The 24,397-nt window shown below is 66.8% G+C and carries 27 protein-coding genes and 1 tRNA gene; 16 read left to right on the forward strand and 12 right to left on the reverse strand.

Translation table 11 applies throughout. The annotated features are described in order from the left end of the window. From CVM50_RS20625 to CVM50_RS20645, 5 genes are all read left to right on the forward strand, one after another. Positions 1-1,400 (forward strand): DNA cytosine methyltransferase (locus CVM50_RS20625; protein WP_232618329.1); only part of this gene is annotated, 1,400 nt, incomplete at its 5' end. After that, positions 1,397-1,597, forward strand: coding sequence for a hypothetical protein (locus CVM50_RS20630; RefSeq protein ID WP_085890187.1), 201 nt, complete (start codon positions 1,397-1,399; stop codon positions 1,595-1,597). The genes CVM50_RS20625 and CVM50_RS20630, both read left to right, overlap by 4 nt. After that, entirely contained in the window at positions 1,590-1,910 is a 321-nt protein-coding gene (locus CVM50_RS21650; protein ID WP_143515671.1) for a hypothetical protein, read from the forward strand. Before CVM50_RS20630 ends, CVM50_RS21650 begins: the two co-directional genes overlap by 8 nt. 14 nt (positions 1,911-1,924) lie before the next feature. Further along, the gene (locus tag CVM50_RS20640; protein WP_143515672.1) at positions 1,925-2,197 is read left to right on the forward strand and encodes a helix-turn-helix domain-containing protein; all 273 of its coding nucleotides are present in this window, start codon (positions 1,925-1,927) and stop codon (positions 2,195-2,197) included. Positions 2,198-2,214: 17 nt separating this feature from the next. Then, positions 2,215-3,249, forward strand: coding sequence for a tyrosine-type recombinase/integrase (locus tag CVM50_RS20645; RefSeq protein ID WP_157792260.1), 1,035 nt, complete (start codon positions 2,215-2,217; stop codon positions 3,247-3,249). 51 nt (positions 3,250-3,300) lie between these two features. On the opposite strand, the gene CVM50_RS20650 is transcribed toward CVM50_RS20645, so the two are convergent. Both CVM50_RS20650 and CVM50_RS20655 read right to left on the reverse strand, forming a co-directional pair. Continuing rightward, positions 3,301-3,377: transfer RNA gene (locus CVM50_RS20650), tRNA-Arg, on the reverse strand. 107 nt (positions 3,378-3,484) lie between these two features. Next, positions 3,485-4,909, reverse strand: coding sequence for a sensor histidine kinase (locus CVM50_RS20655; protein WP_085890190.1), 1,425 nt, complete (start codon positions 4,907-4,909; stop codon positions 3,485-3,487). Positions 4,910-5,303: 394 nt separating this feature from the next. Between CVM50_RS20655 and rpmH the strand changes: the two genes are divergently transcribed. The 3 genes from rpmH (at position 5,304) to yidD (ending at position 6,379) form a co-directional block, all read left to right on the forward strand. After that, positions 5,304-5,438: a 50S ribosomal protein L34 gene (gene rpmH / locus CVM50_RS20660; protein WP_005980833.1), complete on the forward strand. Its 135-nt coding sequence runs from the start codon at positions 5,304-5,306 to the stop codon at positions 5,436-5,438. Between the two features lie 111 nt (positions 5,439-5,549). After that, positions 5,550-6,077, forward strand: coding sequence for a ribonuclease P protein component (gene rnpA / locus CVM50_RS20665; RefSeq protein WP_085890191.1), 528 nt, complete (start codon positions 5,550-5,552; stop codon positions 6,075-6,077). Then, on the forward strand, positions 6,074-6,379 hold the full coding sequence (gene yidD / locus CVM50_RS20670) for a membrane protein insertion efficiency factor YidD (protein ID WP_085890192.1): 306 nt from the start codon (positions 6,074-6,076) through the stop codon (positions 6,377-6,379). The genes rnpA and yidD overlap by 4 nt, the downstream gene beginning before the upstream one ends. Before the next feature lie 25 nt (positions 6,380-6,404). Here yidD and CVM50_RS20675 read toward each other — a convergent pair whose 3' ends face one another. Next, positions 6,405-7,343, reverse strand: a complete 939-nt coding sequence (locus tag CVM50_RS20675) for a YwqG family protein (RefSeq protein ID WP_085890193.1) — start codon at positions 7,341-7,343, stop codon at positions 6,405-6,407. A 49-nt stretch (positions 7,344-7,392) separates the two neighbouring features. Between CVM50_RS20675 and ttcA the strand changes: the two genes are divergently transcribed. The 5 genes from ttcA to yihA all read left to right on the forward strand — a co-directional run bounded on the left by ttcA (position 7,393) and on the right by yihA (position 13,413). Then, positions 7,393-8,256, forward strand: coding sequence for a tRNA 2-thiocytidine(32) synthetase TtcA (ttcA, locus tag CVM50_RS20680; protein WP_085890241.1), 864 nt, complete (start codon positions 7,393-7,395; stop codon positions 8,254-8,256). 133 nt (positions 8,257-8,389) lie between these two features. Next, positions 8,390-9,859 carry a putative bifunctional diguanylate cyclase/phosphodiesterase gene (locus tag CVM50_RS20685; protein WP_332835665.1) on the forward strand — a complete coding sequence of 490 codons (1,470 nt, stop codon included), beginning with the start codon at positions 8,390-8,392 and terminating at the stop codon, positions 9,857-9,859. Positions 9,860-10,174: 315 nt separating this feature from the next. Then, positions 10,175-12,022 (forward strand): membrane protein insertase YidC, encoded by a 1,848-nt coding sequence (gene yidC, locus CVM50_RS20690; protein WP_085890195.1) that lies wholly within the window; start codon positions 10,175-10,177, stop codon positions 12,020-12,022. Further along, the gene (locus CVM50_RS20695; RefSeq protein ID WP_085890196.1) at positions 12,023-12,763 is read left to right on the forward strand and encodes an MOSC domain-containing protein; all 741 of its coding nucleotides are present in this window, start codon (positions 12,023-12,025) and stop codon (positions 12,761-12,763) included. It abuts the gene before it with no gap. Next, a complete protein-coding gene (yihA, locus tag CVM50_RS20700; RefSeq protein WP_085890197.1) occupies positions 12,760-13,413 on the forward strand; it encodes a ribosome biogenesis GTP-binding protein YihA/YsxC in 654 nt (217 codons plus the stop codon). Before CVM50_RS20695 ends, yihA begins: the two co-directional genes overlap by 4 nt. A gap of 35 nt (positions 13,414-13,448) precedes the next feature. Here yihA and CVM50_RS20705 read toward each other — a convergent pair whose 3' ends face one another. Together CVM50_RS20705 and CVM50_RS20710 are read right to left on the reverse strand one after the other, a co-directional pair. Further along, positions 13,449-14,009 carry an outer membrane protein gene (locus CVM50_RS20705; protein ID WP_085890198.1) on the reverse strand — a complete coding sequence of 187 codons (561 nt, stop codon included), beginning with the start codon at positions 14,007-14,009 and terminating at the stop codon, positions 13,449-13,451. A gap of 200 nt (positions 14,010-14,209) precedes the next feature. Continuing rightward, on the reverse strand, positions 14,210-14,800 hold the full coding sequence (locus CVM50_RS20710) for an outer membrane protein (RefSeq protein WP_085890199.1): 591 nt from the start codon (positions 14,798-14,800) through the stop codon (positions 14,210-14,212). Between the two features lie 351 nt (positions 14,801-15,151). Here CVM50_RS20710 and argB point away from each other — a divergent pair, with 351 nt between their 5' ends. From argB to CVM50_RS20725, 3 genes are read left to right on the forward strand one after another with little or no spacing between them, the layout of a single operon-like run. After that, positions 15,152-16,018, forward strand: coding sequence for an acetylglutamate kinase (argB, locus tag CVM50_RS20715; RefSeq protein WP_085890200.1), 867 nt, complete (start codon positions 15,152-15,154; stop codon positions 16,016-16,018). Further along, entirely contained in the window at positions 16,008-16,691 is a 684-nt protein-coding gene (locus CVM50_RS20720; protein ID WP_085890201.1) for a ferredoxin, read from the forward strand. The genes argB and CVM50_RS20720 overlap by 11 nt, the downstream gene beginning before the upstream one ends. Beyond that, on the forward strand, positions 16,688-17,197 hold the full coding sequence (locus tag CVM50_RS20725; RefSeq protein ID WP_232618330.1) for a SixA phosphatase family protein: 510 nt from the start codon (positions 16,688-16,690) through the stop codon (positions 17,195-17,197). The genes CVM50_RS20720 and CVM50_RS20725 overlap by 4 nt, the downstream gene beginning before the upstream one ends. Positions 17,198-17,542: 345 nt before the next feature. Here the strand turns inward: CVM50_RS20725 and CVM50_RS20730 are convergent, their stop codons facing one another. From CVM50_RS20730 to CVM50_RS20760, 7 genes are all read right to left on the reverse strand, one after another. Then, positions 17,543-17,980 (reverse strand): COG4315 family predicted lipoprotein, encoded by a 438-nt coding sequence (locus tag CVM50_RS20730; protein ID WP_085890202.1) that lies wholly within the window; start codon positions 17,978-17,980, stop codon positions 17,543-17,545. A gap of 267 nt (positions 17,981-18,247) precedes the next feature. Further along, positions 18,248-19,036 (reverse strand): amino acid ABC transporter ATP-binding protein, encoded by a 789-nt coding sequence (locus CVM50_RS20735; protein WP_085890203.1) that lies wholly within the window; start codon positions 19,034-19,036, stop codon positions 18,248-18,250. 14 nt (positions 19,037-19,050) lie between these two features. Further along, a complete protein-coding gene (locus CVM50_RS20740; RefSeq protein ID WP_085890204.1) occupies positions 19,051-20,355 on the reverse strand; it encodes an amino acid ABC transporter permease in 1,305 nt (434 codons plus the stop codon). A gap of 1 nt (position 20,356) precedes the next feature. Further along, positions 20,357-21,613: an amino acid ABC transporter permease gene (locus CVM50_RS20745; RefSeq protein WP_085890205.1), complete on the reverse strand. Its 1,257-nt coding sequence runs from the start codon at positions 21,611-21,613 to the stop codon at positions 20,357-20,359. Between the two features lie 120 nt (positions 21,614-21,733). Continuing rightward, positions 21,734-22,753, reverse strand: coding sequence for an amino acid ABC transporter substrate-binding protein (locus CVM50_RS20750; RefSeq protein ID WP_085890243.1), 1,020 nt, complete (start codon positions 22,751-22,753; stop codon positions 21,734-21,736). Positions 22,754-23,003: 250 nt separating this feature from the next. Then, positions 23,004-23,714, reverse strand: a complete 711-nt coding sequence (locus CVM50_RS20755; RefSeq protein ID WP_085890206.1) for an ATP12 family chaperone protein — start codon at positions 23,712-23,714, stop codon at positions 23,004-23,006. Further along, positions 23,714-24,394, reverse strand: coding sequence for an HAD-IA family hydrolase (locus CVM50_RS20760; RefSeq protein ID WP_085890207.1), 681 nt, complete (start codon positions 24,392-24,394; stop codon positions 23,714-23,716). The genes CVM50_RS20755 and CVM50_RS20760 overlap by 1 nt, the downstream gene beginning before the upstream one ends. Positions 24,395-24,397 lie beyond the last annotated feature (3 nt).

A 24,397-nucleotide genomic window follows, 5' to 3' on the forward strand; every position in this document is an offset into this window, starting at 1 on the left:
AGAGCGGCGGCCAGGTGGACGTGGTCATCATGGAGAACGTCGAAGAGTGGAAGACCTGGGGGCCGGTCATCGAGACCCCGCGCGGGCCGATGCCCTGCCCGCAGCGCCGGGGCGAGACCTTCGACAAGTGGCGCAAGGCCATCCGGCGTCTCGGCGGCCAGATGGAGACGCGCGAGCTCCGGGCCTGCGACTATGGCGCCCCGACGATCCGCAAGCGGCTCTTCGTCATCATCCGCTTTGACGGCCAGCCGATTGTCTGGCCCGTCCCGACCCACGGGGCGCCGGACGATCCCCGCGTGATCGCGGGCGCGCTGCAGCCCTGGCGCACGGCGGCCGAGTGCATCGACTGGTCGACCCCCTGCCCTTCGATCTTCGACAGCGCCGAGGAGATCCGGGAGGCGCTCGGCCTGCGGGCCGTGCGCCCCCTGGCCGACAACACGCTGGCCCGGATTGCCCGCGGCGTCGCCCGCTACGTGTTGGAGGCCGAGGCGCCCTTCCTGGTCAACCTCACCCACGGTGGGCGGGTGGAGGCGGCGGAGGAGCCATTCCGAACCATCACCGCCGCGCGTCGCGGCGAGAAGGCCGCCGTGGCGCCCAATCTCCTGTCCCTCAAGGGCACGGACCGCCGCGACAGCACTCTCGCCGCCCCGCACCCGACCGTGCTGGCCGGTGGCGGTCACAGCGCCCTGCTGGCGCCCAGCCTCACCCGCTTCAACACCGGCGCGACGGGCGCCGACCTGCGCACCCCGGCCCCGACCATCACGGCCAACAGCTGGGTGAAGCGCCCGGGCGGTGCCGCGCCGCTTGGCGTTGTGGCGCCCTGCCTCGCCAGCATCGCCCATGGCGACAGCGGCGGGCGGCGGGAATACCCGCTAACCGATCCCCTGGGCACCATCACCGGGCGCGGCGTCCAGCACGCGGTCGTCGCCACCTTCTTTGCCAAGTACTACGGCACCGGGGACGGCGCCCGCACCAATGCGCCGTGCCACACGATCACCGTGAAGGACCGGATGGCCCACATGCAGGCCGCCCTCCAGGCCCCGCCCTTCACCGCCGCGCATGAGGCCCGCGCCCGCGAAGTGGCCGCCTTCCTGCGCGCCCATGGCGCCTGGGACGGCGGCGACCTGGTCACCCTCGACATCGCCGGCACCCGCTACGTCATCGCCGACATCGGCATGCGGATGCTCACCCCGCGCGAGCTCTTCACCGCCCAGGGCTTCCCCACCGACTACGTGATCGAGGGCGTCTGGGCGCAGGACGATAACGGTGCGTGGGACTGGCGCAGCTTCACCAAGAACACCCAGGTCAGCTGCGTCGGGAACTCTGTCTGTCCGCCCGTGGCGGCTGCGGTCGTGAAGGCGAACTGCGGGCAGCTGGCTGAGAAGGAGGACGTGGCATGAGCAACGCCACTCGGAAGCTTCAGCAGCTCAACGCCTTGCGCGCCCGCGCGCAGCGACACGCCGACAGCAGCGACAGCCCGGCCATGCGCCGCGTCTGTCGCGCCATCATGGTTGAGACAAACGCGATGCTGCGCCCGCTCTGGCGGACGACACGCAGCGCCCAGTCGACGCAAGCAGGAGACAAGACCCATGCCTGATAAGCAGCACCCCCCAAGCCCGCGCGATGTCGCAATACGCAAAGGCTTTCGCCCTGAGATCGTCACAGAGATGCGTTCTCGCGGGTTCCTCGATTGGCTCCCCACGAGCGGCCCGGGCAAGAAGCACCCCATGCAGCCGGATGAAGAACAGGCATTGGAAACCTTCCTTGACCTCATGTCCGCCGGCATGAAGCCCGCCAAGGCGGGGCGGATCGCCTATGCGTTCTTCGGCTCACAGGATGACGCATTCCGCTACGGCATTGGTTTCGGGATCTGGATCGAGATCCCGAAGGCCAAGCCGCCGGCGGCCTGAAAGGAGCAACCACCATGGCAGCAACTCGCGATTTTGCACCCCGGCTGATGCCTGCGCCGCAGGCCGCACACTATCTTGGCGTATCCGTGTCCATGCTCCGAAACCTCAGCCTGCGCCGGCGCGAGCTGGGCGGCAAACGGGTCTACGACCGCGCCGACCTCGATGCCTTCGCAGACCACCTTCCCTATGAGGGTATGGTACGAACGCAGCTGGATGCGATCAGCGCCCACCTGAACGAACCTGAAGACGAGAGCAGGAACGCATGCGATCAAGCATTCGGAACGTAGAGCTAAAGGGGCTAGTGGTGAAGCGCCGCGGCGATCGCGAATATCGCTACCTCCGGATCCGGCAAACGAATGTCGCGAAGCTACCGTCGGACTGCGCCCTGGACAGCCCAGAGTTCCTGGAAGCCTACGCCAAGGCTCTTGCGGAGAACAGCGGCCCCGTCCAGAGCCGCAACGGTCCTGGAAGCATCGCGGCCGTGGCAGATGGCTCCCTGCGCAGCAAGTACTTCAGCACCCTCTCCGAGGGCTATCAGGCAACCCTGCGGCGCCACCTTGGCCAGATCAGCGACGAGGTTGGCGCGGCGCCCGCCGGCGGTTTGCGCGACTACCACGTCCGAAAGAACGTGGCCGAGGCCGCCTCCCCCCACGATCGACTGAAGACCTGGCGCTTCTGGGCGCAGCACGGCCTCGATACAGGTGTCATTCGCGCGGACCCGACCATCGGTGTCCGCCCGCCCCGCCGAGTGAAGTCGGACGGACATCCGCACTGGACCGATGATGAGAAGGAAGCCTATCGCGAACGCTGGCCCATCGGGACAACGCCGCGCCTTTGCTTCGAGGTGATTTCCTGGACGGGCTTCCGCCTGATCGACGCTGTGTCTATCGGCCCTGGCCACGTCGACCGCGATGGAGTGATGGTGTTTCGGCAATCGAAGGTGAAGGCCCCGGCCTTCATGCCCTGGACCGCCGCCCTGCCCCCATATGCCCAGCCCTTCGCCTGGGAGCGCGACCTGCTGCTGGAGGCTGTTGCCGCAACCAACCTGCGCCAGGCAACATTCCTCGCCACGGAGGCGGGCGCATCGAGGTCGGAGAAGGGCCTGGGGAATCGAATGCGAGAATGGGCGCGCGCCGCCGGCGTCGAGAAGTCGGCCCACGGCCTGAGAAAGAGCCGCGGAATCGCTCTAGCCGAGGGCGGAGCCTCGGCACATCAGATCATGAGCTGGGGCGGTTGGCAGACCCTTAAGGAAGCCGAGCATTACTGCCGCCTGGCCGACCGGAGACGGGCCGTGATGGGGCAGGAACGAAAATCGAACGTGGGAACAGATATCCGCTAAAGTGGGAAAAATTCCGTAAGCGTCAGTTCCAGCTGGATATTTTAGGGGAAGTGGCGCACCGGGGAGGATTCGAACCCCCGACCCCCTGATTCGTAGTCAGGTACTCTATCCAGCTGAGCTACCGGTGCGTCGTGGGGCGTGATCTACAGTTGAGGCCGGAGGGGTGCAAGCGAAAAATCGAAATTTTCGTGACAAGTTTTTCGCATCCGCGTCCGCCCCCGAGCCAAAGCCCTTGTCATGCAGGCGCATCGCCCGCAGCGGCGGAATTCTCGGCCACCTGCCCGACCTCCTTCGGCAGGCAGATGAGGAAGATCGTGCCCTCGGGCCCGGTGCGTTCCAGGTCCAGACGCCCGCCATGGCCGCGCAGCAGCTCGGCGGCGATGGCCAGGCCCAGGCCGGTGCCGCCCTTGCGCGCGCCACCGGTGAAGGGGGTGAACAGATGCTCCTGCGCCTTGGGCGGCAGGCCGGGGCCGGTGTCGGAAATGCGGATCAGCCACTGGCTGTCGCTTTCCTCGGCCGACACGGCGATCTCGCCCGCGCGGCCCGTGGCCTCCAGCGCTTGGCGGGCATTGCGCACCAGGTTGGCCAAGACGCGGTGCAACTGTTCGGGGTCGGCGCGCAGGCGCAGGCTGGCCGGCACGTCCTCCGCAAAGGAAATGTCGGCCTCCTCCGCCACGGCCAGCCGCTCGCCGTCGATCACGTCTCCCACCACGTCAGCCAGAGACAGCAGGCTGAGGCGCGGCGCGGGTTCCTCGGCGCGGCCGAAGGCCAGGGTCGCCTCGCAGAGGTTCACCGCCCGGCTGACCGAGTTCACCACCTTGGGCGCCAGGCGCTTCACCGTGGGATCGTCGGAGGCCTCCAGCCGGTCCGCGAAAAGCTGGGTCGAGGTCAGGATGTTGCGCAGGTCGTGGCTGATCTTGGCCACGGCAGAGCCCAGCTGCGCCAGGCGTTCCTTCTGGCGCAGGGCGCTGGTCAGCTGCGTCTCCATCTCGTGCAGGGCTTCTTCCGCGTCGCGGATGTCCGAGACCGAGGCCGAGGGCGTGATGATGCGCCGCCCGTCCTCCGGGTCCTGGGCGTAGGCGCGCATGTGGCCGATCACCCGTTTCATCGGCCGCAGGATGAAGGACCGCACGGCGATGAACAGAAGAAGCGCGGTGGAGACCGAGAAGAGGGTCGAGATCATCACCATGTAGCGCATGTATTCGACCATGGCCGCGCGCAGGGGCGCCGTGGGCATGGTGACCTCGATCAGCAGGCCGGCCTCGCGCACCGGGTTGCCGATCACCCGGATCACCTCGTCCCCGTGTTCGAAGAAGGTCAGCAACGCCTCGCGGACCAGTTCGCTCATGGTCGGGTCGCGCAGGTCGAAGGTGTCCACGACAGGTCCCGGCACCGGCGAGGACAGCACCAGCTGGCGCGCCTCGTCGCGGCGCAGCACGACGTTGTAGACGCCGGCATTGCGCAGCAGCTCCTCTTCCAGGTCCTCGGGAATCATGTCATCCGCGAGCAGGGTCAGAGAAGCGATCTGCGCGCGTTCGAGACGCGAGATCAGGTAGTCCTGCCGGAATTGCGCAACCGATGGCACGAGGATCAGCACCTCCGCCAGAATGACGAAGATCCCGGTCAGGATCAGCACGCGTCCGGAAAGCGAACGGAACATCAGGGGCGGTCACCTCCGGCCCGGCATGGCGGCCGGGGCCGCAATTGGATCAATAACTGCCCTGAAACTAGGGCCTTGCGTGACAATTTCCCAGTGCAGGCGGCAATGTCATGGTGAAAAGTGCCGATCGCGCCGGTTCGCCCCCTGGTCCGGCCCCCGATCCGACCCTATCGCGGCAGAAAAACCCCGGCTTCGGGGCGGATGGGTTTGACAAGGCGGGCGGGCGTTCTTATAGCACGGGCTTCGAACACCAGCGGGGCCGGGCCGATTCCCGGAACGAACCCGTGCAGCATCGCGTCGGTATCGCGCAGGCCCCTGGCCTCCCGGCATCGCCGCCGTGCATCTGAACAGAAACCCCGGTTGCCACCGCGGGAATAGAAACGGAGACGGAGCGATGAAACGCACCTACCAACCTTCGAACCTGGTCCGCAAGCGGCGCCACGGTTTCCGCGCCCGCATGGCCACCAAGGCCGGTCGCAAGATCCTGAACGCCCGCCGCGCCCGCGGCCGCAAGTCGCTGAGCGCGTGATCGCTGCCGGCGCGGACCTTCCGCGCCGACCGGACGATTGCCCGTTCCTCGCTTGACGCCCGGCGGCCCCGGTCTCCGGAGCCGCATTCCAGGCAGACAGGTCGCAAGATCATGACACCGCCGAAGGTCACGCCCGACATCGCCGAACAGGCGCAGAGGGCAACGGCCTCGGCGGTTTCGTCGTGCGCGGGTCCTGCCTCCGATACCGCCACGCCCGACACCGTAATGCCCGACACCCCCGCCCCCGCGCTGAAGATCCTCGCCAAGCGGTCCCAGTTCCTGGCCGCCGCCCGCGCCCGCCGTCAGGGCGCCGGGTCGATGATGGTGCAGGCCCGTTGCCGGGCCGAGGATGAGCCCGAGGCGCCGGAGGCGATCCGCGTTGGCTTCACCTGCTCCAAGAAGGTCGGCAATGCCGTGGCCCGCAACCGCGCCAAGCGCCGGATGCGCGAAGCCGCGCGCGCCGTGCTGCCTCTCCAGGGCCACCCCGGCTGGGACTACGTTCTGATTGGCCGCAAGGACGAAACCGCCGCCCGCCCCTTCGAGCTGCTGAAGCGGGACCTGGTCCGCGCATTGGAACGGCTGCACGCCGAGCGCGCGCCGCGACCGAAGCCCCCGCGCAAGGACGGCGCGCGGGGATGAGCGGCCGCCGCCTCAGCCCGGCGGCCTGGGTGCTGGCGCAGCCGATCCGGGCCTACCGGCTGATCTTCTCCCCCTGGGTCGGGCACAATTGCCGCTACGACCCCACCTGCTCCGCCTACATCCTGGAAGCGCTGGAAAAGCACGGCGCCCTGCGCGGGTTCTGGCTGTCCCTGCGCCGGGTCGCCCGTTGTCACCCTTGGGGCGACATGGGGGTGGACGACGTGCCGCCCCCGCGAAGCGACCGGCATTCCCACGACCATGACGCCGCCGCGCGTGACGAGGACAGCGGCCCCGAGCGGTAAGCCCAGGCGCCCGCCGCCTGCCGGACTAGTAGCTGTCGTAGTGATACAGCGCCTGGTCGAAGCGCCGGGGACCAAGGTCCTTGGGCTTGACGAGGATATTCGCCGCCCCGCCATCCCCGAAGCTGACCGCGAGGTCCCCCGCCCCCAGACGCCCCAGTTGCAGCAGGACCTTCGCATGGAACCGCTGCCGGCCCGTCCGTACGTCGCCCTGGGCGAAGACGGGGTAGCCGCCATAGGTGATCGCGCCCGCGCGGCCCGCCTCCAGCACACGGTCCAGGGCCGCCTCGTCCACCTCCCGGCCCGCCTCGGCCCAGGCTTTCTGCAAGGCCGCCACCTCGCGCAGTGCGGCACCGGGCAGGTCCTGCACCGCCTCGCCGGTCAGCACCGCGCCCTCGGCGCGCAGGGCAGCGCCCAGCGGGTCCGGCCCCTGCGGCGCATCCGGCGGATCACGGCGCCGGCAAATCGAGGGATCCTCCAAGTAGAGACTGCGGAACCCGGCCTGGTCGAAAGAGGGGAAGGCGCAGCCATGGGCTTCCCCCGCGGCCACGAAGACCGACAGCAGGCCGGACGTGGGATAGTCATCGAGCGGCGGCATCTCGGCATAGTTGATCTGGGCGAGAAACAGCATGGGCCGCCCGTTGTCCTCGGGCCAGTCCATGCCCTCGGGCAAGCTGGGCCGCCCGCCGAGGGACGACACCGGCCCGTCCGGCACCGGCGCGCCGGGCTGCGGCACCAGGCGGATGGTCGGCTGCGCCAGCGCCTCGATCTCGGCCAGGATGTCGGGGGGCAATGCGGCGGGGGCGTCGGACGACGGCACCTCCGCCTCGGCAAGCCGCGGGTTGGGCGGTGCGCTGACCAGCGCGGGATCGGCCACCAGCGGCGCGGCATCCGCCGGACGCTCCGGCGCACGGCCCTGTTTCCGTCCGACCTGTTTCCTTCCGAAAAGACGCCCTAGCCAGCCCATGACGCACCCCGCCCTTGTCCGCTTACACGAAACGATCTATGGGCCGAGCATGCGTGATGAATGTGACGAAATCCACCCGCTGTTCCACGGCGCCCCGCAAAGCACCGAGTTTCGGAAGCTGCGCAAAAGGATTGTGCGCTACACACGCGAGGCGATCGAACAATACGGTATGATCGAACCCGGCGCGCGCTGGCTGGTCTGCCTGTCGGGCGGCAAGGACAGCTATACCCTGCTGGCGGTCCTGCATGAGCTGAAGTGGCGCGGCCTGCTGCCCGTTGACCTGCTGGCCTGCAACCTCGACCAGGGGCAGCCGGGTTTCCCGGCCACCGTCCTGCCCGAGTTCCTGGAAAAGATGGGCGTGCCGCACCGGATCGAATACCAGGACACCTATTCTGTGGTCATGGACAAGATTCCCCAGGGCCGCACCTTCTGCGCGCTGTGTTCTCGGCTGCGGCGCGGCAACCTCTACCGTATCGCACGGGAAGAGGGTTGTTCGGCGGTGGTTCTGGGCCATCACCGGGACGACATCCTTGAGACGTTTTTCATGAACCTCTTCCACGGCGGGCGCCTGGCGACCATGCCGCCGAAGCTGGTGAACGAGGAAGGCGACCTGTTCCTCTATCGTCCCCTGGCCCATGTGGCCGAGGCGGATTGCGAGAAATTCGCCACCGCGATGAACTATCCGATCATTCCCTGCGACCTCTGCGGCAGCCAGGACGGGCTGCAACGCCAGCAGGTGAAACAGATCCTCGACGGCTGGGAAAAGAACAGCCCCGGACGGCGGCAGGTGATGTTCCGCGCGCTGATGAACGCGCGCCCCTCGCACCTGCTGGACCCGAAGCTGTTCGATTTCGCCGGCCTGACCCTGGGCGCCGCACCCCAGGAAGAAGATTCGATTCCCAGCCTGCGTTAAGCCGCTATTGAACTTCTGGACGTAGCGTCACCGCCCATGACACATGGGATGACCTGCAATGCCGGGGATCAGGGCTAAAGACGTCGGACGCGTTCGAGCGCGGTTACGTCGGGCCCTGTGCGGCCCGCAGCTGGTGGCCGTGCTGCCCGCGATCTGCCTGACCGCCTTCTGGGTCGCCGGGGAGGCGGCGCTGATCCTGACGGCCCTGCTGCTGCCGGTCTTCTACAGTTTCGCCGGGTCCGACCCGGCGCCGCGCCCAGCGGGCAATCCGCGCGATCCGGTCACCGGCCTGCCCCTGCGCGACAGCCTGGAACGGACGCTGGACCATGCCCTGCAAGCGCGTGAGGGCGCCATCAGCAAGACCGCCTGCCTGCTGCTGCAACTGGACGACTTCGACGCCTATCGCGACCGCTACGGGCCCGCCGCCGCCGATGACGCTCAGTATCGAATCGCCACGCGGCTGCGTGGCGCTCTGCGCGATGACGATACGCTCTGCCGTCTGGGCGAGGCCCGGTACGGCATCGCCGTGGGCCCCGTAACCCAGCTGGACCTGGAGGCGGCGATACAGCTGGCCTCGCGCCTGCAGGCCGCGGTGGAGGAACCGCTGTCGCTGGATGCGACCACGGTCTACCTCTCCTGTTCGATCGGGTTCTGCCTGGGCACCCGCAGCCCGCAACCCAGCGGGGCCTCGCTGCTGACCGCGGCGGACACCGCCCTGCGCGAGGCCGGGCGGTTCGCCCCCTCGGCCATCCGCTCCTTCTCTGTCGACATGCAGGGACGTCGGCGGACGGGCCCCATTCCGGCGGATGAGATCGAGACGGCGATGGAGGCAGGCCAGATCCTACCCTTCTTTCAGCCGCAGGTGTCGACCGATACCGGACTGGTCACCGGCTTCGAGGCGCTGGCGCGCTGGTGCCACCCGCAGCGCGGCATGATTTCCCCGGCGGAGTTCCTGCCGATGGTGCAGCAGGTCGGGCTGATGGAACGGCTGGGCGACCTGATGCTGGTGCAATCCCTGATCGCGCTGCGTCGCTGGGACGAGGCCGGGGTGAACGTGCCCCAGGTCGGCGTAAACTTCGCCAATGATGAGCTGATGAATCCCCAGCTGGTCGAGAAGATCCGCTGGCAGCTGGACCGCTATGGGCTGACGCCGGGGCGGCTGACGGTCGAGGTGCTGGAAACCGTGGTGGCCGCCTCCCCCGAAGATGTGATTTCACGCAATATCAACGGGCTGGCCAAGATGGGCTGCCGCATCGACCTGGATGATTTCGGCACCGGCCATGCCTCCATCTCCTCCATCCGACGCTTCTCGGTCGAGCGGCTGAAGATCGACCGCAGCTTCGTGATGAAGGTCGACCGCGACATCGAGCAACAGCGCATGGTGGCCGCGATCCTGACCATGGCCGAACGGCTGGGCCTGACGACCCTGGCCGAGGGGGTGGAGACGCCGGGCGAACACGCGATGCTGGCGCAACTGGGGTGCGACCACGTCCAGGGGTATGAAATCGCCCGGCCGATGCCTTTCGACCAGACCACCGAATGGATGCGCGCCTATCACGCCGGCCTGACCGAGGCGCCGAAGTTCGGCCGCCGAAGCGGCTGACCAGCGCGCGCCAAGGCCCTACGTCTGCACCGGATCTGATCGCGCCCCTGCGTCGCATCAGCCGGGTGGATTGGCCTCAGCTCCCCCGTCAGAGCCGCGGCCACCCCCACAGAGGACCATGGCTCCGGTGCAGCCTCCCTCCCGACTGCCGCCAGATGACCCATCTGCCGCCCGCAACGCGCCGTTTCCCGCACACAACCCCGCGACCCTTGGCCCTGTAAAAGAGGGAAGCCCCTTGACCTTTGGCCCGGTGACAGGTTGAACGCCCAAGACCGAATTTCCGAATATTGCAACGACCAAGGGTGGCGCAGCGCGATGGACGATCAGAACAAGAACCTCATCCTGGCCACGGTGCTCAGCTTCATCGTTGTCCTTGTCTGGTTCCTTCTTTTCCCGCCAGAGGAACAGGCCCCCGGCATCGAGACCGCCGAGGAGCAGACCCAGGTTGAGGGCACCGCGGGTGCGCCGACGACCAGCGGCAGCGCAGACGGCGCGCTTGGCCCGGGCGGCGACGGCGTCGCCACGGCCCAGACCGAGGCCCCCGCCGCCGAGGCAGAGGCCGAAGCGCCGCGCGTCACCATCGACACGCCCAGCCTGGCCGGTTCGATCTCGCTGGGCGGCGGCCGTATCGACGACCTTCAGCTGAAGGATTACCACGTCGAACTGTCCGACGACTCCCCCGAGGTCACCCTGCTGCGCCCGCAGAGCGAGCCCGAAGGCTACTACGCCCTTTACGGCTGGATCGCCGGCACCAATGCCGACCCGGAGGCCGTGCCCGGCGCCGACACCCTGTGGTCGCTGGAAAGCGGCGATGTCCTGACGCCCGACACCCCCGTGACCCTGTCCTGGGACAACGGCCAGGGCCTGATCTTCCGCCAGACCTACAGCGTCGACGACAAGTTCATGTTCCAGGTCAGCCAGTCGGTGGAGAACACCAACGACAGCGCCGTCAGCCTGCGCCCCTACGGCCTGCTGCGCCGCCACGGCGAACCCTCCGACCTGCAGAACTTCTTCGTCGTCCACGAAGGCCTGGTACGCATGTCCGACGGCGAGCTGGAAGAAGCCGGATACGATGACCTGGCCGACTACGACGTCGACCCCCGCGAAGGCACTCCGGCGGAACGCATCGACGTCGCCGAAAGCGGCTGGATCGGCTTCACCGACCACTACTGGATGGCGACGCTGATCCCCGGCGACCGCCCCTTCCGCTCGACCGCGAAATACTACCCCAGCCCCGACATCTACCAGACCGAGACCGTGCTGGAGACCGTCGAGGCCGCACCCGGCGAGACCGTCTCGGTCGAAACGCAGCTGTTTGCCGGCGCCAAGGAAGGCGAGACGATCAAGGATTACGAGGACGCCGGCGTCACCCGCTTCTTCGACTCGATCGACTGGGGCTGGTTCTTCTTCATCACCAAGCCGATCTTCTGGCTGATCCACTGGCTGCACAGCTTCATCGGCAACATGGGCTGGTCGATCATCGCGATGACCATCTTCCTGAAGGCCATCCTCTTCCCGCTGGCCTACAAATCCTATGCCTCCATGGCGAAGATGAAGGAACTGCAGCCGCGCATGGAAGAGCTGAAGGAGAAGGCGGGCGACGACCGCCAGAAGCTTCAGAAGGAGATGATGGAGCTCTACAAGAAGGAAAAGGTGAACCCCGCCGCGGGCTGTCTGCCGATCCTTCTGCAGATCCCGATCTTCTTCTCGCTCTACAAGGTGATCTTCGTCACGCTTGAACTGCGCCACCAGCCCTGGATCGGCTGGATCCGCGACCTCTCGGCGCCGGACCCCTCCTCGATCCTGAACCTGTTCGGTCTGCTGCCCTATGCCCCTCCGGGCCCGGAAAGCATCTTCGCCATCGCCAGCCTCGGTGTCCTGCCGATCCTGCTGGGCATCTCGATGTGGCTGCAGCAGAAACTGAACCCGGCGCCCGCCGACCCCGCGCAGCAAATGATCTTTGCCTGGATGCCCTGGGTGTTCATGTTCATGCTGGGCAACTTCGCCAGCGGCCTGGTCCTCTACTGGATCACCAACAACACGATCACCTTCATCCAGCAGTACACGATCATGCGGATTCACGGGTTCAAGCCCGACGTCTTCGGCAACATCAAATCGTCGTTCAGCCGGAAGAAGAAGGCCGAAGCAAAGGGCAAGAAGTAAATGAGACGCGTCGCGCAGATCTGGCGGCACCCGATCAAGGGGATCGGGGCCGAGCCGCTGGAGAGCGCGGCCTTCTTGCCCGAACGGCCCCTGCCCGGTGACCGGGCCTGGGCCCTGCTGACCGGCCAGGCGCAGGATACCGGCGCCTGGCAATCCTGCCGCAACTTCGCGCGCGGCTGCTACGGTCCCCAGCTGATGGCGATCACCGCCCGCACGCTGGAAAATGGCCGCATCCACCTCAGTCACCCCACGGCGGGTGAGATCGAGGTTGATCCGGCCCGCGACGGCGCGGCGCTGTCGGCTTGGCTCGCCCCGCTTTGGCCCGCCGAGCGCCCTGCCCTGGGCGCGCTGATCGCGGCGCCCGCGGAGGGCATGTCGGACGCCAACTATGCCTGCGTCTCGATCCTGGGCCGCGCGTCGCTGGGCGCGCTATCCGAGGCCTGCGGCACGCCCCTGGATCCGCGCCGCTTCCGCGGCAACATCTGGCTGTCGGGGCTGGAGCCCTGGGAAGAGCTGGACTGGCCCGGGCGCCGTATCCGTCTAGGCGATGTCGAACTGGACGTGGTGGAGCGGATCACCCGCTGTCGCGCCACCCAGGTAAACCCCGAGACCGGCGAGGACGACGTGCAGACGCTGCGCACCCTGCGCCGGACCTGGGGCCATGTTGATTTCGGCGTGAAGGCGAAGGTGGTCACCCCCGGCACCATCGCCACCGACGCGCCGGTGGAGGTCCTGCTATGACGCCCCTTCCCTTCCCCCTGGCCGAAGAGCCCGATGACCACATGGCCGAAAAGGGCCGCCTGCTGTTTGCCGGACCGGTGGATTTCGTCAAGGGCGTGGTCGCCATGAACGGCCTGCCAGAGGCCGACCGGCTGGAGGTCTGCTTTGCCGGCCGTTCCAACGTGGGCAAATCCAGCCTGATCAACGCGCTGACCGGCCGCAAGGGCATCGCCCGCGCCTCGAACACACCGGGCCGGACGCAGGAGATCAACTATTTCACCCTCGGCGAGGAACGCTACCTCGTCGACCTGCCGGGCTACGGCTATGCCAATGCGCCCCTGTCGGTGGTGGAGAAATGGCAGCGCCTGCTGAAACAGTACCTGCAGGGCCGCCAAACCCTGCGCCGCGCCTTCGTGCTGATCGATTCGCGCCACGGGGTGAAGGCCGTCGACGAGGAAATCATGACCCTGCTCGACAGCGCTGCTGTGACCTTCCAGGTCGTCATGACCAAGGCGGACAAGGTGAAGGAAAAGGACCGGCAGAAGGTCCTCGACCAGGTGCGCGGCGCCCTGTCCAAGCATCCCGCCGCCTTCCCCGAGCTGGTGCTGACCTCTTCGGAGAAGGGCGACGGCATTTCCACGCTGCGCGCCATCATCGCCGGGCTGGACTGAGCCAGAGCGCGCAATCGCACCTCAGATGCTTCCCCTCAGAAGCGGTAGTTCAGCCGCCCGGTCAGGGTGTTCATGCTGAAGCTTTCGCCGGTGCCATCGAAATCCGACACCTGGTGGTGCAGCAGTTCCCCGCCTAGCGTCACGTGCTCCGTCAGGTGGGTTTCCGCCCCTGCCCCCAGCACGACGCCTGTATCGCTGCCGAACCTGCCCTGCATGTGCGCCAGTCCCGCCACGGCGTAGACATGGACCTCCTTGCGGACCATCCCGAGGCGCCCCTTCACCCGGGCGATCTTGTCCACCGGGCCTGCGGGACTGCCGATGTCGGTCTCCGCCAGGTCAAGCTCCACCCCGTAGGTGGTGGCGCCCCTCTGTTCCAAGTAACCGCCGTGAAGGCTGCGCAGCGCATCGCCGTCGGCCGAGGTCGCGACCCCAAGCGACGCGCCGAGATAGGCGCCGGTCCAATCGTCACCAAGTGGCTGGCCCCGTGCCGCGACCGCCGTGAGCAGAAGCACCGACAACGTGAGCGTCAGACGCCCCGCGGCGGTCCGGACGGCTTGCCCATCAAGGGCCGTGGTATGAGCGCGGTACTGTTCCATCACGAACACAACACGGCAGACGCACTAAAAGTTCATTGAAATCACGCCAGGCCCTGCCCGACGGCGGAACCTTGCCTGTCAGACTTTCTGAAAATGCGAGGTAAATTGCGGCTTTGCCTCCGGTCCGGCGCGGGGCCGGACATGAAAAAGGCCCGGGAGATCCCGGGCCTTTCCAGAGTTTTGATCGCGGTCGGACCGGATCAGAAGCGGTAGTTCACACGGGCCGCCAGGGTGCTGCCGTCGATGTCGACGCCAGTGTCGTCGAAGTCATCGAACTGGTGGTACAGGTATTCGCCGCCGACGGTCACGTCGTCGGTCAGCTTGTAGTCTGCGCCAACGCCCAGGATCCAGCCGTTGTCGTCGCCCAGATCGGATTCGGCGTGCGCGGCACCGGCGACACCGTAGACCAGGGTCTGACCGGCGTCGTAACCGGCGCGGACCTTCAGACGGGTGATCGAGTCGAGGTCAGTGCCGTTGAAGTCCAGATCGGTTGCGCTGTAGTCCAGTTCACCACCCAGCACGAAGGTGCCGAAGTCGTAGTCGTAACCGGCCTGAACACCGTAAACGGTGCCATCGGCACCTTCGCTGGCGGAACCCAGCTCGGCGTCGAGATCGCCATAGCCCAGCGAGGCACCGGCATAGGCGCCGGTCCAGTCGGAGCCCGAGAAGACCGGAGCCGGTGCGGGTGCGGGGACGACCGGGTCTGCGGGGGCTTGCTGGTAGGAGCCTGCAAAGGCGGGGGCGGCCACTGCGCTGACGGCCACTGCTGCGATCATGGTTTTGCGAAGCATTCTTTTTCTCCTTCGTTTCTTTTCAGGGCCGGTTGGGGATGACCGTCCCTGCTGAGACGCTCCCATCGGGCATGCGCCACGAACGCACCTCCGACAGAGGGCGCTCTCGCCGGATCAACACACCGAAACGGAGAAGAGTTCCAATCACATCGCATCAATGTCACGGGCGTCGGCCATCGGGCGCCGCCGGGACAGGGCTCCGAAGGCGATTCCCCGCCGCCTGCCACCCTGCCCTGCAAATTCCTTCGTGATCCCCCTTGAAACCTCTTCGTGTCGCGCAGTGGCGCGGGTCGGACTTGGCAGCGCGACGGGCAACGCGTATCAAGCGACGAAACCAAGGACGCCCGAGACATGAAGAAGCAGACCGCCATGAACCAAGACTGGATCGCCACCGCCCGCACCCTGTCGGAGGCCCTGCCCTACCTTCAGCGCTACGAAGGTGCCATCGTGGTGGTGAAATTCGGCGGCCATGCCATGACCGATGCTGACGGGCTGGAGAATTTCGCCCGCGACATCGTGCTGATGCGGCAGGTCGGCGTGAACCCGGTGATCGTCCATGGCGGCGGCCCGATGATCAACGAGATGCTGGACAAGCTGCAGGTGAAATCCGAGTTCGTCCGTGGCAAGCGGGTCACCGACCAGGCCACAATGGACGTCGTAGAGATGGTGCTGTCGGGTCAGGTGAACAAGCGGATCGTCCAGGCGATCAACGCCCAGGGTGGCAAGGGCGTGGGCCTGTCCGGCAAGGATGCCAACCTGATGGTCTGTCGCCAGGACGATCCGGAACTGGGCCTGGTCGGCACCCCGGACGAGATGGACACGACGATCCTGCACTCGATGTTCCGCAGCGACATCATCCCGGTCATCGCCCCCATCGGCATGGGCCGGGAGGGCCAGACCTTCAACGTCAACGGCGACACCGCCGCCGGCGCCATCGCGGGGGCGCTGCGCGCCGACCGGCTGCTGCTGCTGACCGACGTGGCGGGGGTGAAGGACGGCTCGGGCGAGGTGGTCACCGCGCTGACCGCCCAGCAGATTCGCGACATGACCGCAGATGGCACCATCGCGGGCGGCATGATTCCCAAGACCCAGACGGCGCTGGATGCGATCGAACGCGGCGTGCGCGCGGTGGTCATCCTGGACGGGCGCGCCCCCAATGCCGTGCTGCTGGAGCTGTTCACCGAACACGGGGCCGGCTCCCTGATCCGTGCCAGCTGAGGCACCACCGGATCTCGACAGACTGGAACGGGCCGCGCAGGCCCGCCAGCTGACGATTTCCTGCGGCCTGGACGCCCGGGCCTGTGCCGTCCGCGACGACCTGCCCGGGGGCACGCGCAGCCTGCTGCTGCTGTCGCCCCATGAACCGGCGTTCTGGCCCGCCTTCACCGACAGCCCGGAATGGCAGGACGGCGCGCCGGACCCCATGGACCGCTGGTCGACCCGCGTGATCGGCGCCTGGGCAGAGGAGATCGACGCGATCCCCCTCTACCCCTTCGGCGGCCCGCCCTTCGCCCCCTTCCTCGCCTGGGCGCTGGCCAGCGGGCGGGTCCACAGCTCCCCCATCGGGCTGCTTGTGCATCGCGGGATGGGCCTTCTGACCTCCTTCCGGGGCGCCCTGGCCCTGCCTTGGGACGTCACCGTGCCGCCGCCCCTGTCCTCCCCCTGCGATGGCTGCGCCGCACACTGCCGCGACGCCTGCCCCGTCGGCGCCCTGGGGCGCGCGGGCGGCTACGACGTGCCCGCCTGCAAGGACCACCTGCGCCAGCCCGAGGGCGCCCCCTGCCTGACGGCGGGCTGCCTGGCACGGCGTGCTTGCCCGGCGGGCGTCGGCCATGGCAGGATCGCGGCACATTCCGCCTATCACATGCGGCAATTCCTGGGGGATACGTGACAGAGCAAGAGCCGCGCCGGCGCCTGATCCTGATGCGGCATGCGAAATCCGCCTGGGACGATCCTGCCCTGTCCGATCACGCCCGCCCCTTGAACCGGCGCGGTCAGCGCAGCGCCGAGGCGCTTGGGCAATGGCTTGTCGAACGAGGGCACCTGCCCGACCAGGCGCTGGTGTCGGACGCCAAACGCACGCAGGAGACCTTTGCCGGCCTGCACCTCGACATCGCACCGGATCTCGATTCGGACCTCTACCTGGCGGAGCCGCCCCGGCTGCTGTCCGCCCTGCAGGCGGCCCAGGGCCACTGTGTCCTGCTGATCGCGCATAATCCCGGAATCGCCGCGCTGGCCGAGGCGCTTCTGGCCGACCCAGTGCCCCATCCGCGGTTCATCGACTACCCCACCGGGGCGACGCTGGTCGCGGATTTCCCCATCGACAGCTGGCGCGATCTGGAACCGCACACGGGCCGCGCCGCGGATTTCATCACCCCGAGAGAGCTGACCGACTGAACCCCGGCTGGTCCCCGCCCCCCGGCCTGCCGGGTCGCGCACCAATTGCGTCCATAATAGCGAAATTCATTCCAAATCGTCGCAGCTTCATTGAAAGTGCGAAAGGTCTTTCCCTGCCTCAACCCAACGGCCAACGGGCCGTGCGGCCCCCTGCTGAGGGCAGGACAATGATCGACCTTTTCACCAACACCCTGCGCGCCGCAGGCGCCGGTTCCAAACACCACACCCCGCGCGACCGGACCGCGCGGGGTGCCTCCTTGCGCTGCCGCAAGGGGCCGGACAATCTTGGGTCGTGGACCGGCCTGCGGGCTGCCTGGATTGGGGACGGGCAACCCGATGGCGGTGTTACTTCACCACGATGTGCCAGATGCCGCCGATGCCGTCACCATTGCGGTCGCCCGGGGCCTGGTCGCCGGACCAGTAGTACAGCGGCTGGCCCTTGTAGGCCCACTGGTAGGCGCCGTCCTGGCGCAAGATCACGGAGAAATAGCCGTAGGGGGTCGCGTCGGGCGCGGCATAGAAGGGCGGCCAGTCGGTGGCGCAGCGGTCATAGCAGTTCGAGACGCCGCGATTGTCGTTGTCGAAATAGTAGAGCGACATGCCCTCGGCGTCGGTGACATAGGCCACTGCCGTCTTCGCGTGCTGCTGCGGCGCGGTGTAATTGTAGTTGCTGGCGGCCTTGTTGGTCGCGCCATAGGAATTGCTGGACCCATAGCCTGCGGCCATGGCGGAAACGGAAGATGCGGCGAAAATGGCCGCTGCAATCAGCGATACGGACTTCATATGAAGAATTCCCTTGGTCATGCGGGGCCTTGCCCCGGGGTGGAGAGGTACAGCGCCGCCATCCCTGACCGGGAGAATACGCGGACCGACGACGACGCCGTGGCGCCTCTGTCGACCGCCACCATTGTGCCAAGCGTTGTCATGACCGGTGAATTGCCGTTGAAAGTTGCCCCCCGGCCATATGCTGCCTCGGCCCGTCCCCCTTCGCCCTCGCAACGAAAAAGGCCCCGCCGAAGCGGGGCCTTCTGATCCTGATCTGCGGCGGCCTCAGTGGCCGAGGATCTGGCTGAGGAACAGCTTGGTACGTTCCGAGCGCGGATTGTTGAAGAACTCTTCCGGCTCGTTCTGTTCCACGATCTGGCCCTGGTCCATGAAGATCACGCGGTTGGCGACCTGGCGGGCAAAGCCCATCTCGTGGGTCACGCAGAGCATCGTCATGCCCTCTTCCGCCAGCTCGATCATGGTGTCGAGCACCTCCTTGATCATCTCCGGATCCAGCGCCGAGGTCGGTTCGTCGAAGAGCATGATGCGCGGCTTCATGCAGAGCGACCGGGCAATCGCCACACGCTGCTGCTGGCCGCCCGACAGCTGTCCGGGGTACTTGTTGGCCTGCTCTGGGATCTTCACCTTTTCCAGGAAGTGCATCGCGGTCTCGACCGCTTCCTTCTTCGGGGTCTTGCGAACCCAGATCGGCGCCAGGGTGCAGTTTTCCAGGATCGTCAGATGCGGGAACAGGTTGAAGTGCTGGAAGCACATGCCGACCTCGGACCGCACCTTGTCGATGTTCTTCAGGTCCGAGGTCAGCTCGGTCCCGTCGACGACGATCTTGCCCGCCTGATGCTCTTCCAGCCGGTTGATGCAGCGGATCATGGTGGACTTGCCCGACCCGGAGGGGCCGGCGATGACGATGCGTTCGCCCCGGTTCACCGTCAGGTTGATGTCGCGCAGAACGTGGAACTGGCCGTACCACTTGTTCATCTGGCTGATCTGGATGGCGACCTCGTCGGAGACTTTCATCGCGGCAGGAGTCGGGGTTTCGACTGCGGTATTGGTCATTTGATATTACCTCCTCAGCGATGGCCGGTCTGAAGCTTGCGCTCCAGGTACATCGAGTAGCGGGACATGGAGAAACAGAAGATGAAGAAGACGGCACCGATGAAGATGAACAACTCCCAGTAGATGCCGTTCCAGGCGGTGTCGGCGCGGATGCCGTTGGCCAGGCCCAGCGGGTCGATCAGGCCGATGATCGACACCAGCGTGGTGTCCTTGAACACCCCGATGAAGGTCGACACGATCCCCGGGATCGAGATCTTCAGGGCCTGCGGCATGATGATCAGCCGTTGCGCCTTCCAGTAGTCGAGGCCAAGCGCATCGGCCGCCTCGTACTGGCCCTTGGGCAGGGCGGCGAGGCCGCCGCGGATCACCTCGGCCATGTAGGCCGACGCAAACAGCGTCACCATGATCATCACCCGCAGGATGATGTCGAAGTTGGTGCCCGGCGGCAGGAAGATGTTCAGCAGCACCGAAGCGACGAACAGCAGGGTGATCAGCGGCACGCCACGAATGAATTCGATGAAGCCTACGCAGAGGATCTTCACCAGCGGCAGATCGCTGCGGCGGCCAAGCGCCAGGACGATCCCGATGGGCAGCGAACAGCCGATGGCGGTGACGCCGATGGTGATCGACAGCATGAAGCCCCCGAAATCACGACTGGCCACAGGCTCCAGCGCCAGCGGCAGAACCGAGGCGATGCCGTTGGCGACCGGCGCGGCCAGCAACACCCACCAGAGCACCGCAACCGCCGCTGCGACGGAGATCGAGATCCCGGCGTTCAGCAGCCGGCTGACCAGGGTGAAGACGGCAAACCCGATGGCAAAGCCCGCGGCCGCCATCAGCGGCATCCAGACGGTGCCGCCCCACAGCAACCAGGGCATCAGGAAGGGGAAGGCGGCGGAGAAATACAGCAGCTTGGGCGTGACGTAGTCGGTGTAAAGCACCGGCGCCAGCGCCACCAGCAGCAGGACCAGGGTCAGGATCGGGCGCCAGTAGAGCTCCGGCGGGTAGAACCCGAACAGGAGTTGTTGCCAGCGATCGCGGATCACGCCCCAGCAGGCGCCTTCGTGCCCGTCCAGGATCTCGCGGCAGTTGGACAGCGAGCTGCCGTCCCAGGTGGGCGAGACGAACCACGGGATCAGCCGGTACAGCAGGTAGGCGATGAAGAGGCTCGACAGCACCGTCAGAGCCGTGTTCAGCCAGCCCGAGAACAGGTTGTCCTTGGCCCACCCCACGGGACCCACGGTCGAGGACGGGGGGGCCTGCTGTTCCAGCATGGTGTCGCGGACGTAAAGAACAGTATCAGCGTGCGTATTGCTCATTTCACCGCTCCACCAGTTTCTTGCGTTCGTTGTAGACGTTCATGACGCTGGAGATGATCAGGCTGATCACCAGGTAGATCGCCATGCCCAGCAGAACGGTTTCAAGCTCGCGCCCGGTCTGGTTCAGGGTGATCCCCATCAGCGTGCCGGTGATGTCCATGTAGCCCACGGCGATCGCCAGCGAGGAGTTCTTGGTCAGGTTCAGGTACTGGGAGATCAGCGGCGGGATGATGACCCGCAAGGCCTGGGGCAGGATGACCAGCGACATGATCCGGTTGGACCGCAGGCCAAGCGCCGCGGCGGCCTCGGTCTGGCCGGCGGAAATGGCCAGGATGCCGGCGCGCACGATCTCCGCCACGAAGGCGGCGGTGTAAAGAGACAGGGCCAGCCACAGCGCGATCAGCGAGTTGCGCATGTGCGTGCCGCCCTGGAAGTTGAAGCCGCGCAGTTCCGGGTAGCCCAGGTGGAAGCCGAGGATGCCCAGCAGGATCACGGTGGGCAGGATCACAGCGGCGGTGCGGATGTGCCAGGTGGTGGGGCGGACGCCCGTGGCTTCCTGGGTGGCATCCGCCTTGCGGCCGATGCGTTTCGACACCCAGATGGAGCCGATGAACACCACCAGGATCGCGATCAGGTCGACACTGATGTCGAAGGCGCCGAAGAAGGAGATGTCGCCCAGCCCGCGCGAGAACAGCGGCTCGGGGATGTAGACGCCCCGGTTGGTCAGCGCGACGCTGTCGAAGAGCTTCATCGTGGAATCGGGATCGTCGCCGCGGAAGGCCGAGGGCGCCGGCAGGCCCTCGATCAGGACGGCCATGGCCAGGATGATCCACATCAGCACGGGGACGTTGCGGAACATCTCGACGTAAACGGTCATCAGGCGCGCGATCAGCCAGTTGCCCGACAGACGCAGCACGCCCACGATGACGCCGATGACGGTGGCGGTGATACAGCCCAGGACAGCGACCAGCAGCGTGTTCAGCAGGCCGACGAAGGCCGCACGCAGGTGGGTGTCCTGGTTGTCGTATTCGATCAGGCGCTGGTTGATGTCGTACCCGGCGGGATTGCCGAGGAAGCCGAAGGAGACTTCCTTGCCCAGGTCGTTGAGGTTCTGGACCGTGTTCAGCGTCAGCCAGCCGAAGAACAGCAGGAACGCGATCAGCGCGATGATCTGGAATGTGATGGACCGATAGCGCGTGTCGTAGACAAGCATGGATAGCTTGAACGACTCCGCCGGCGGATCAGTAAGCGTTGTCATGTGAATCTTCCCCGTGTCCGGCCAGTTCTGGAATGCGTCTGCGCGCGGGGCCGGTAACTGCCCCCGAGGGGGCCGATGGCAGGAGGGCGCAGCCAGTGCCGCGCCCTCCGCCGTTGGATCTTAGCGGAACGGCGGGCTGTAGAGCAGGCCGCCATCGGTGTACTGGGCGTTCAGGCCACGGGCGAGACCGATCGGGGTGTTCTCGCCGATGTTCTTCTCGAACAGTTCACCGTAGTTGCCGCCGGCGGAGATCGCGTCCACGGCGAAGTCGGCTTCCAGGCCCAGCATGGCGCCCAGTTCACCTTCGGTGCCCAGCAGGCGGTTCACTTCCGGGTTGTCGGTCGGCGCAGACGCCAGGTCGGCAACGTTGGCCGAGGTGACGCCGTATTCCTCGGCAGCGATCAGGGCGTTCAGGGTCCAGCGGACCACGTCACCCCATTCGTCGTCGCCATGACGGACGAGCGGGCCGAGCGGCTCCTTCGAGATGATCTCGGGCAGGACGGCGTAGTCGCCCGGGTTCTCGAAGGTGGCGCGGGTCGCGGCCAGGCCCGAGGCGTCGGTGGTGTAGACGTCACAGGCACCGGCCAGGAACTGCTGCTGCGCTTCGGCATTGGTCTCGATCGGGACCGGCTCGTAGCTGATGTTGTTGACGCGGAAGTAGTCGGCCAGGTTCAGCTCGGTGGTGGTGCCGGTCTGGATGCAGACGGTGGCGCCATCAAGCTCCTTGGCCGAGGACACGCCCAGCTCTTTCGGGATCATGAAACCTTGGCCGTCATAGTAGTTCACGCCGACGAAGGTGAACTTCAGGTCGACATCGCGCGAGAAGGTCCAGGTGGTGTTCCGGGCCAGCACGTCGATCTCGCCGGAGGCCAGGGCGGTGAAGCGGGTCTTGCCGGTGGTCGGAACGAACTCGACCGCGCTGGCATCGCCCAGGACTGCGGCGGCAACGGCGCGGCAGAAGCCGACGTCAAACCCCTGCCACTCGCCGTTGGCGTCGGGGTAGGAAAAGCCGGTCAGGCCGGTGGAGACGCCGCAGTTCAGCGTGCCGCGGGCCTTCACGTCGTCCAGGGTGGCGGCACCAGCCACGCCAGCGGCCAGGCCAGCGACGGTCAGCGCGCCAAGAAATACGGATTTTTTCATGTTTACCTCTTCCTGATTTTCCGCCTTGTCTGCATCCATGTCTGCAGCGGCAGTTCACCGCCCCTTTGGGGTCGGAGACAAAAAGCGCTAGAGGTGCTCCCCCTAACAGTGCTTAAACAGTGAGCGGATTCATCGCTATGGGTCAACCCATTCATCACGGAAAGCGAACGATCCGATCTGCGACGAAGGCACAGGTCGGTCGCGGCGCGTCAGCGCAGGCGCGTCCGTTCAAGAGGTTTTCTAGGCAATCTTACCGATGCAGAAGCGCCAGGAATCGGCGCGCATCGTCAAAAGATGCCCTTTTCAGGGCTTCGATCTGCCGTGCTTCCTCGTCGATTCCCCACTGGGCCTCCTGCCAGCGCTCATCGAGGCGCGACACTTCCCAGATCTCGTCTGCGGACCGGGTGGTCAAAAAAGCGGCAAAGCCCAGCACCAGAGAGCCCGTGAGCGCCACCAGATCATGGAAAGCAGCCAATTCGAAGGGGTCGAGCGCATGGACTCGGTCCCGCAGGACCTCCAGCGCGGCGGGATCCTGCGGCGCATGGATGATGCCGGTCCGCGGGCTGAGTCGCGCGCCCAGCTCGGCCTCGGCCCAATCCAGCATCGGGTCCCAGTGCGCCACCTGCCGGTCGACCAGTTCCGCCGGGCTGTCGGCGCGATAGCACAGCAGGTCGCTGTCGCCATAGGCGGCCAGCATCTCCGCCACCTCGGCCCGCTGCACGGCCACCTTGTCGATGGCGGAATTGGCGGTGCGGGTCATCGGCATGGTGTTCGGATCGACCACCTCTTCCTGGGCGTCCCACTCGGCGGCCAGGGCCTGGGCCAGTGCCTCGGTCGGCACCACCAGCGCGGCCTTGGCCGGGGTCTTCACCGGGCGCTTGTCCAGTTGCACGGTGTAGCCGCCGGTCACCGGCAGGGCGGCGGCCTCGGTCCAGAAACGGCGGGGCTTCCAATCGCTCATCAGGTCTTGTCTCCGGTCGTCAGGGCGTCGATGGCCCGGGCCAGGTCGTCGGGCGTGTCGACCACCACGTCGGCCTGGGCCAGTTGGTCGGCCGGGTGATAGCCCCAGGCCACACCGATGGAAGCCACGCCGGCGGCGCGCGCCATCTCCAGATCGTAAGTCGTGTCGCCGATCACCACCGCGCGGGAGGCGTCCACGCCGGTCTCGGCCAGGGCGGTCATCACCATCGACGGATGGGGTTTCGAGGGGTGGTCGTCGGCCACCTGGATCGACTGGAAGAAGGGCCGCAGCCCGTGGGTGTCGAGCAGCGCCTCCAGCCCGCGCCGCGACTTGCCAGTGGCCACGGCCAGCAGGGTCTCGGGCTCCGCCGCCAGGCGTTCGACCAGCGCCCGCATGCCCGGGAAGAGCGGCGAATGATCCGGCCCCGCCGCCAGGCGCTGTTTCTGATAGGCCGCCTTGTAGCCCGCCACCAGCCGCGCATGGGTGGAGGCCGGGGCCTCCTGCGCCAGCTGCGGCATGGCCTCCTCCAGGGACAGGCCGATGATGCCCATGATCCGGTCCCGGTCGGGCACCGTCATGTGTTCGGCGCCAAAGGCCGCCTCCATGGCGCCGACGATCTCGCCCAGAGAGTCGGACAGGGTGCCGTCCACGTCGAAGATGACCAGTCGCAGATCTGCCATGGC

This window comes from Pseudooceanicola marinus (genome assembly GCF_002786295.1).
In the GTDB taxonomy this organism is placed as follows: domain Bacteria; phylum Pseudomonadota; class Alphaproteobacteria; order Rhodobacterales; family Rhodobacteraceae; genus Pseudooceanicola; species Pseudooceanicola marinus.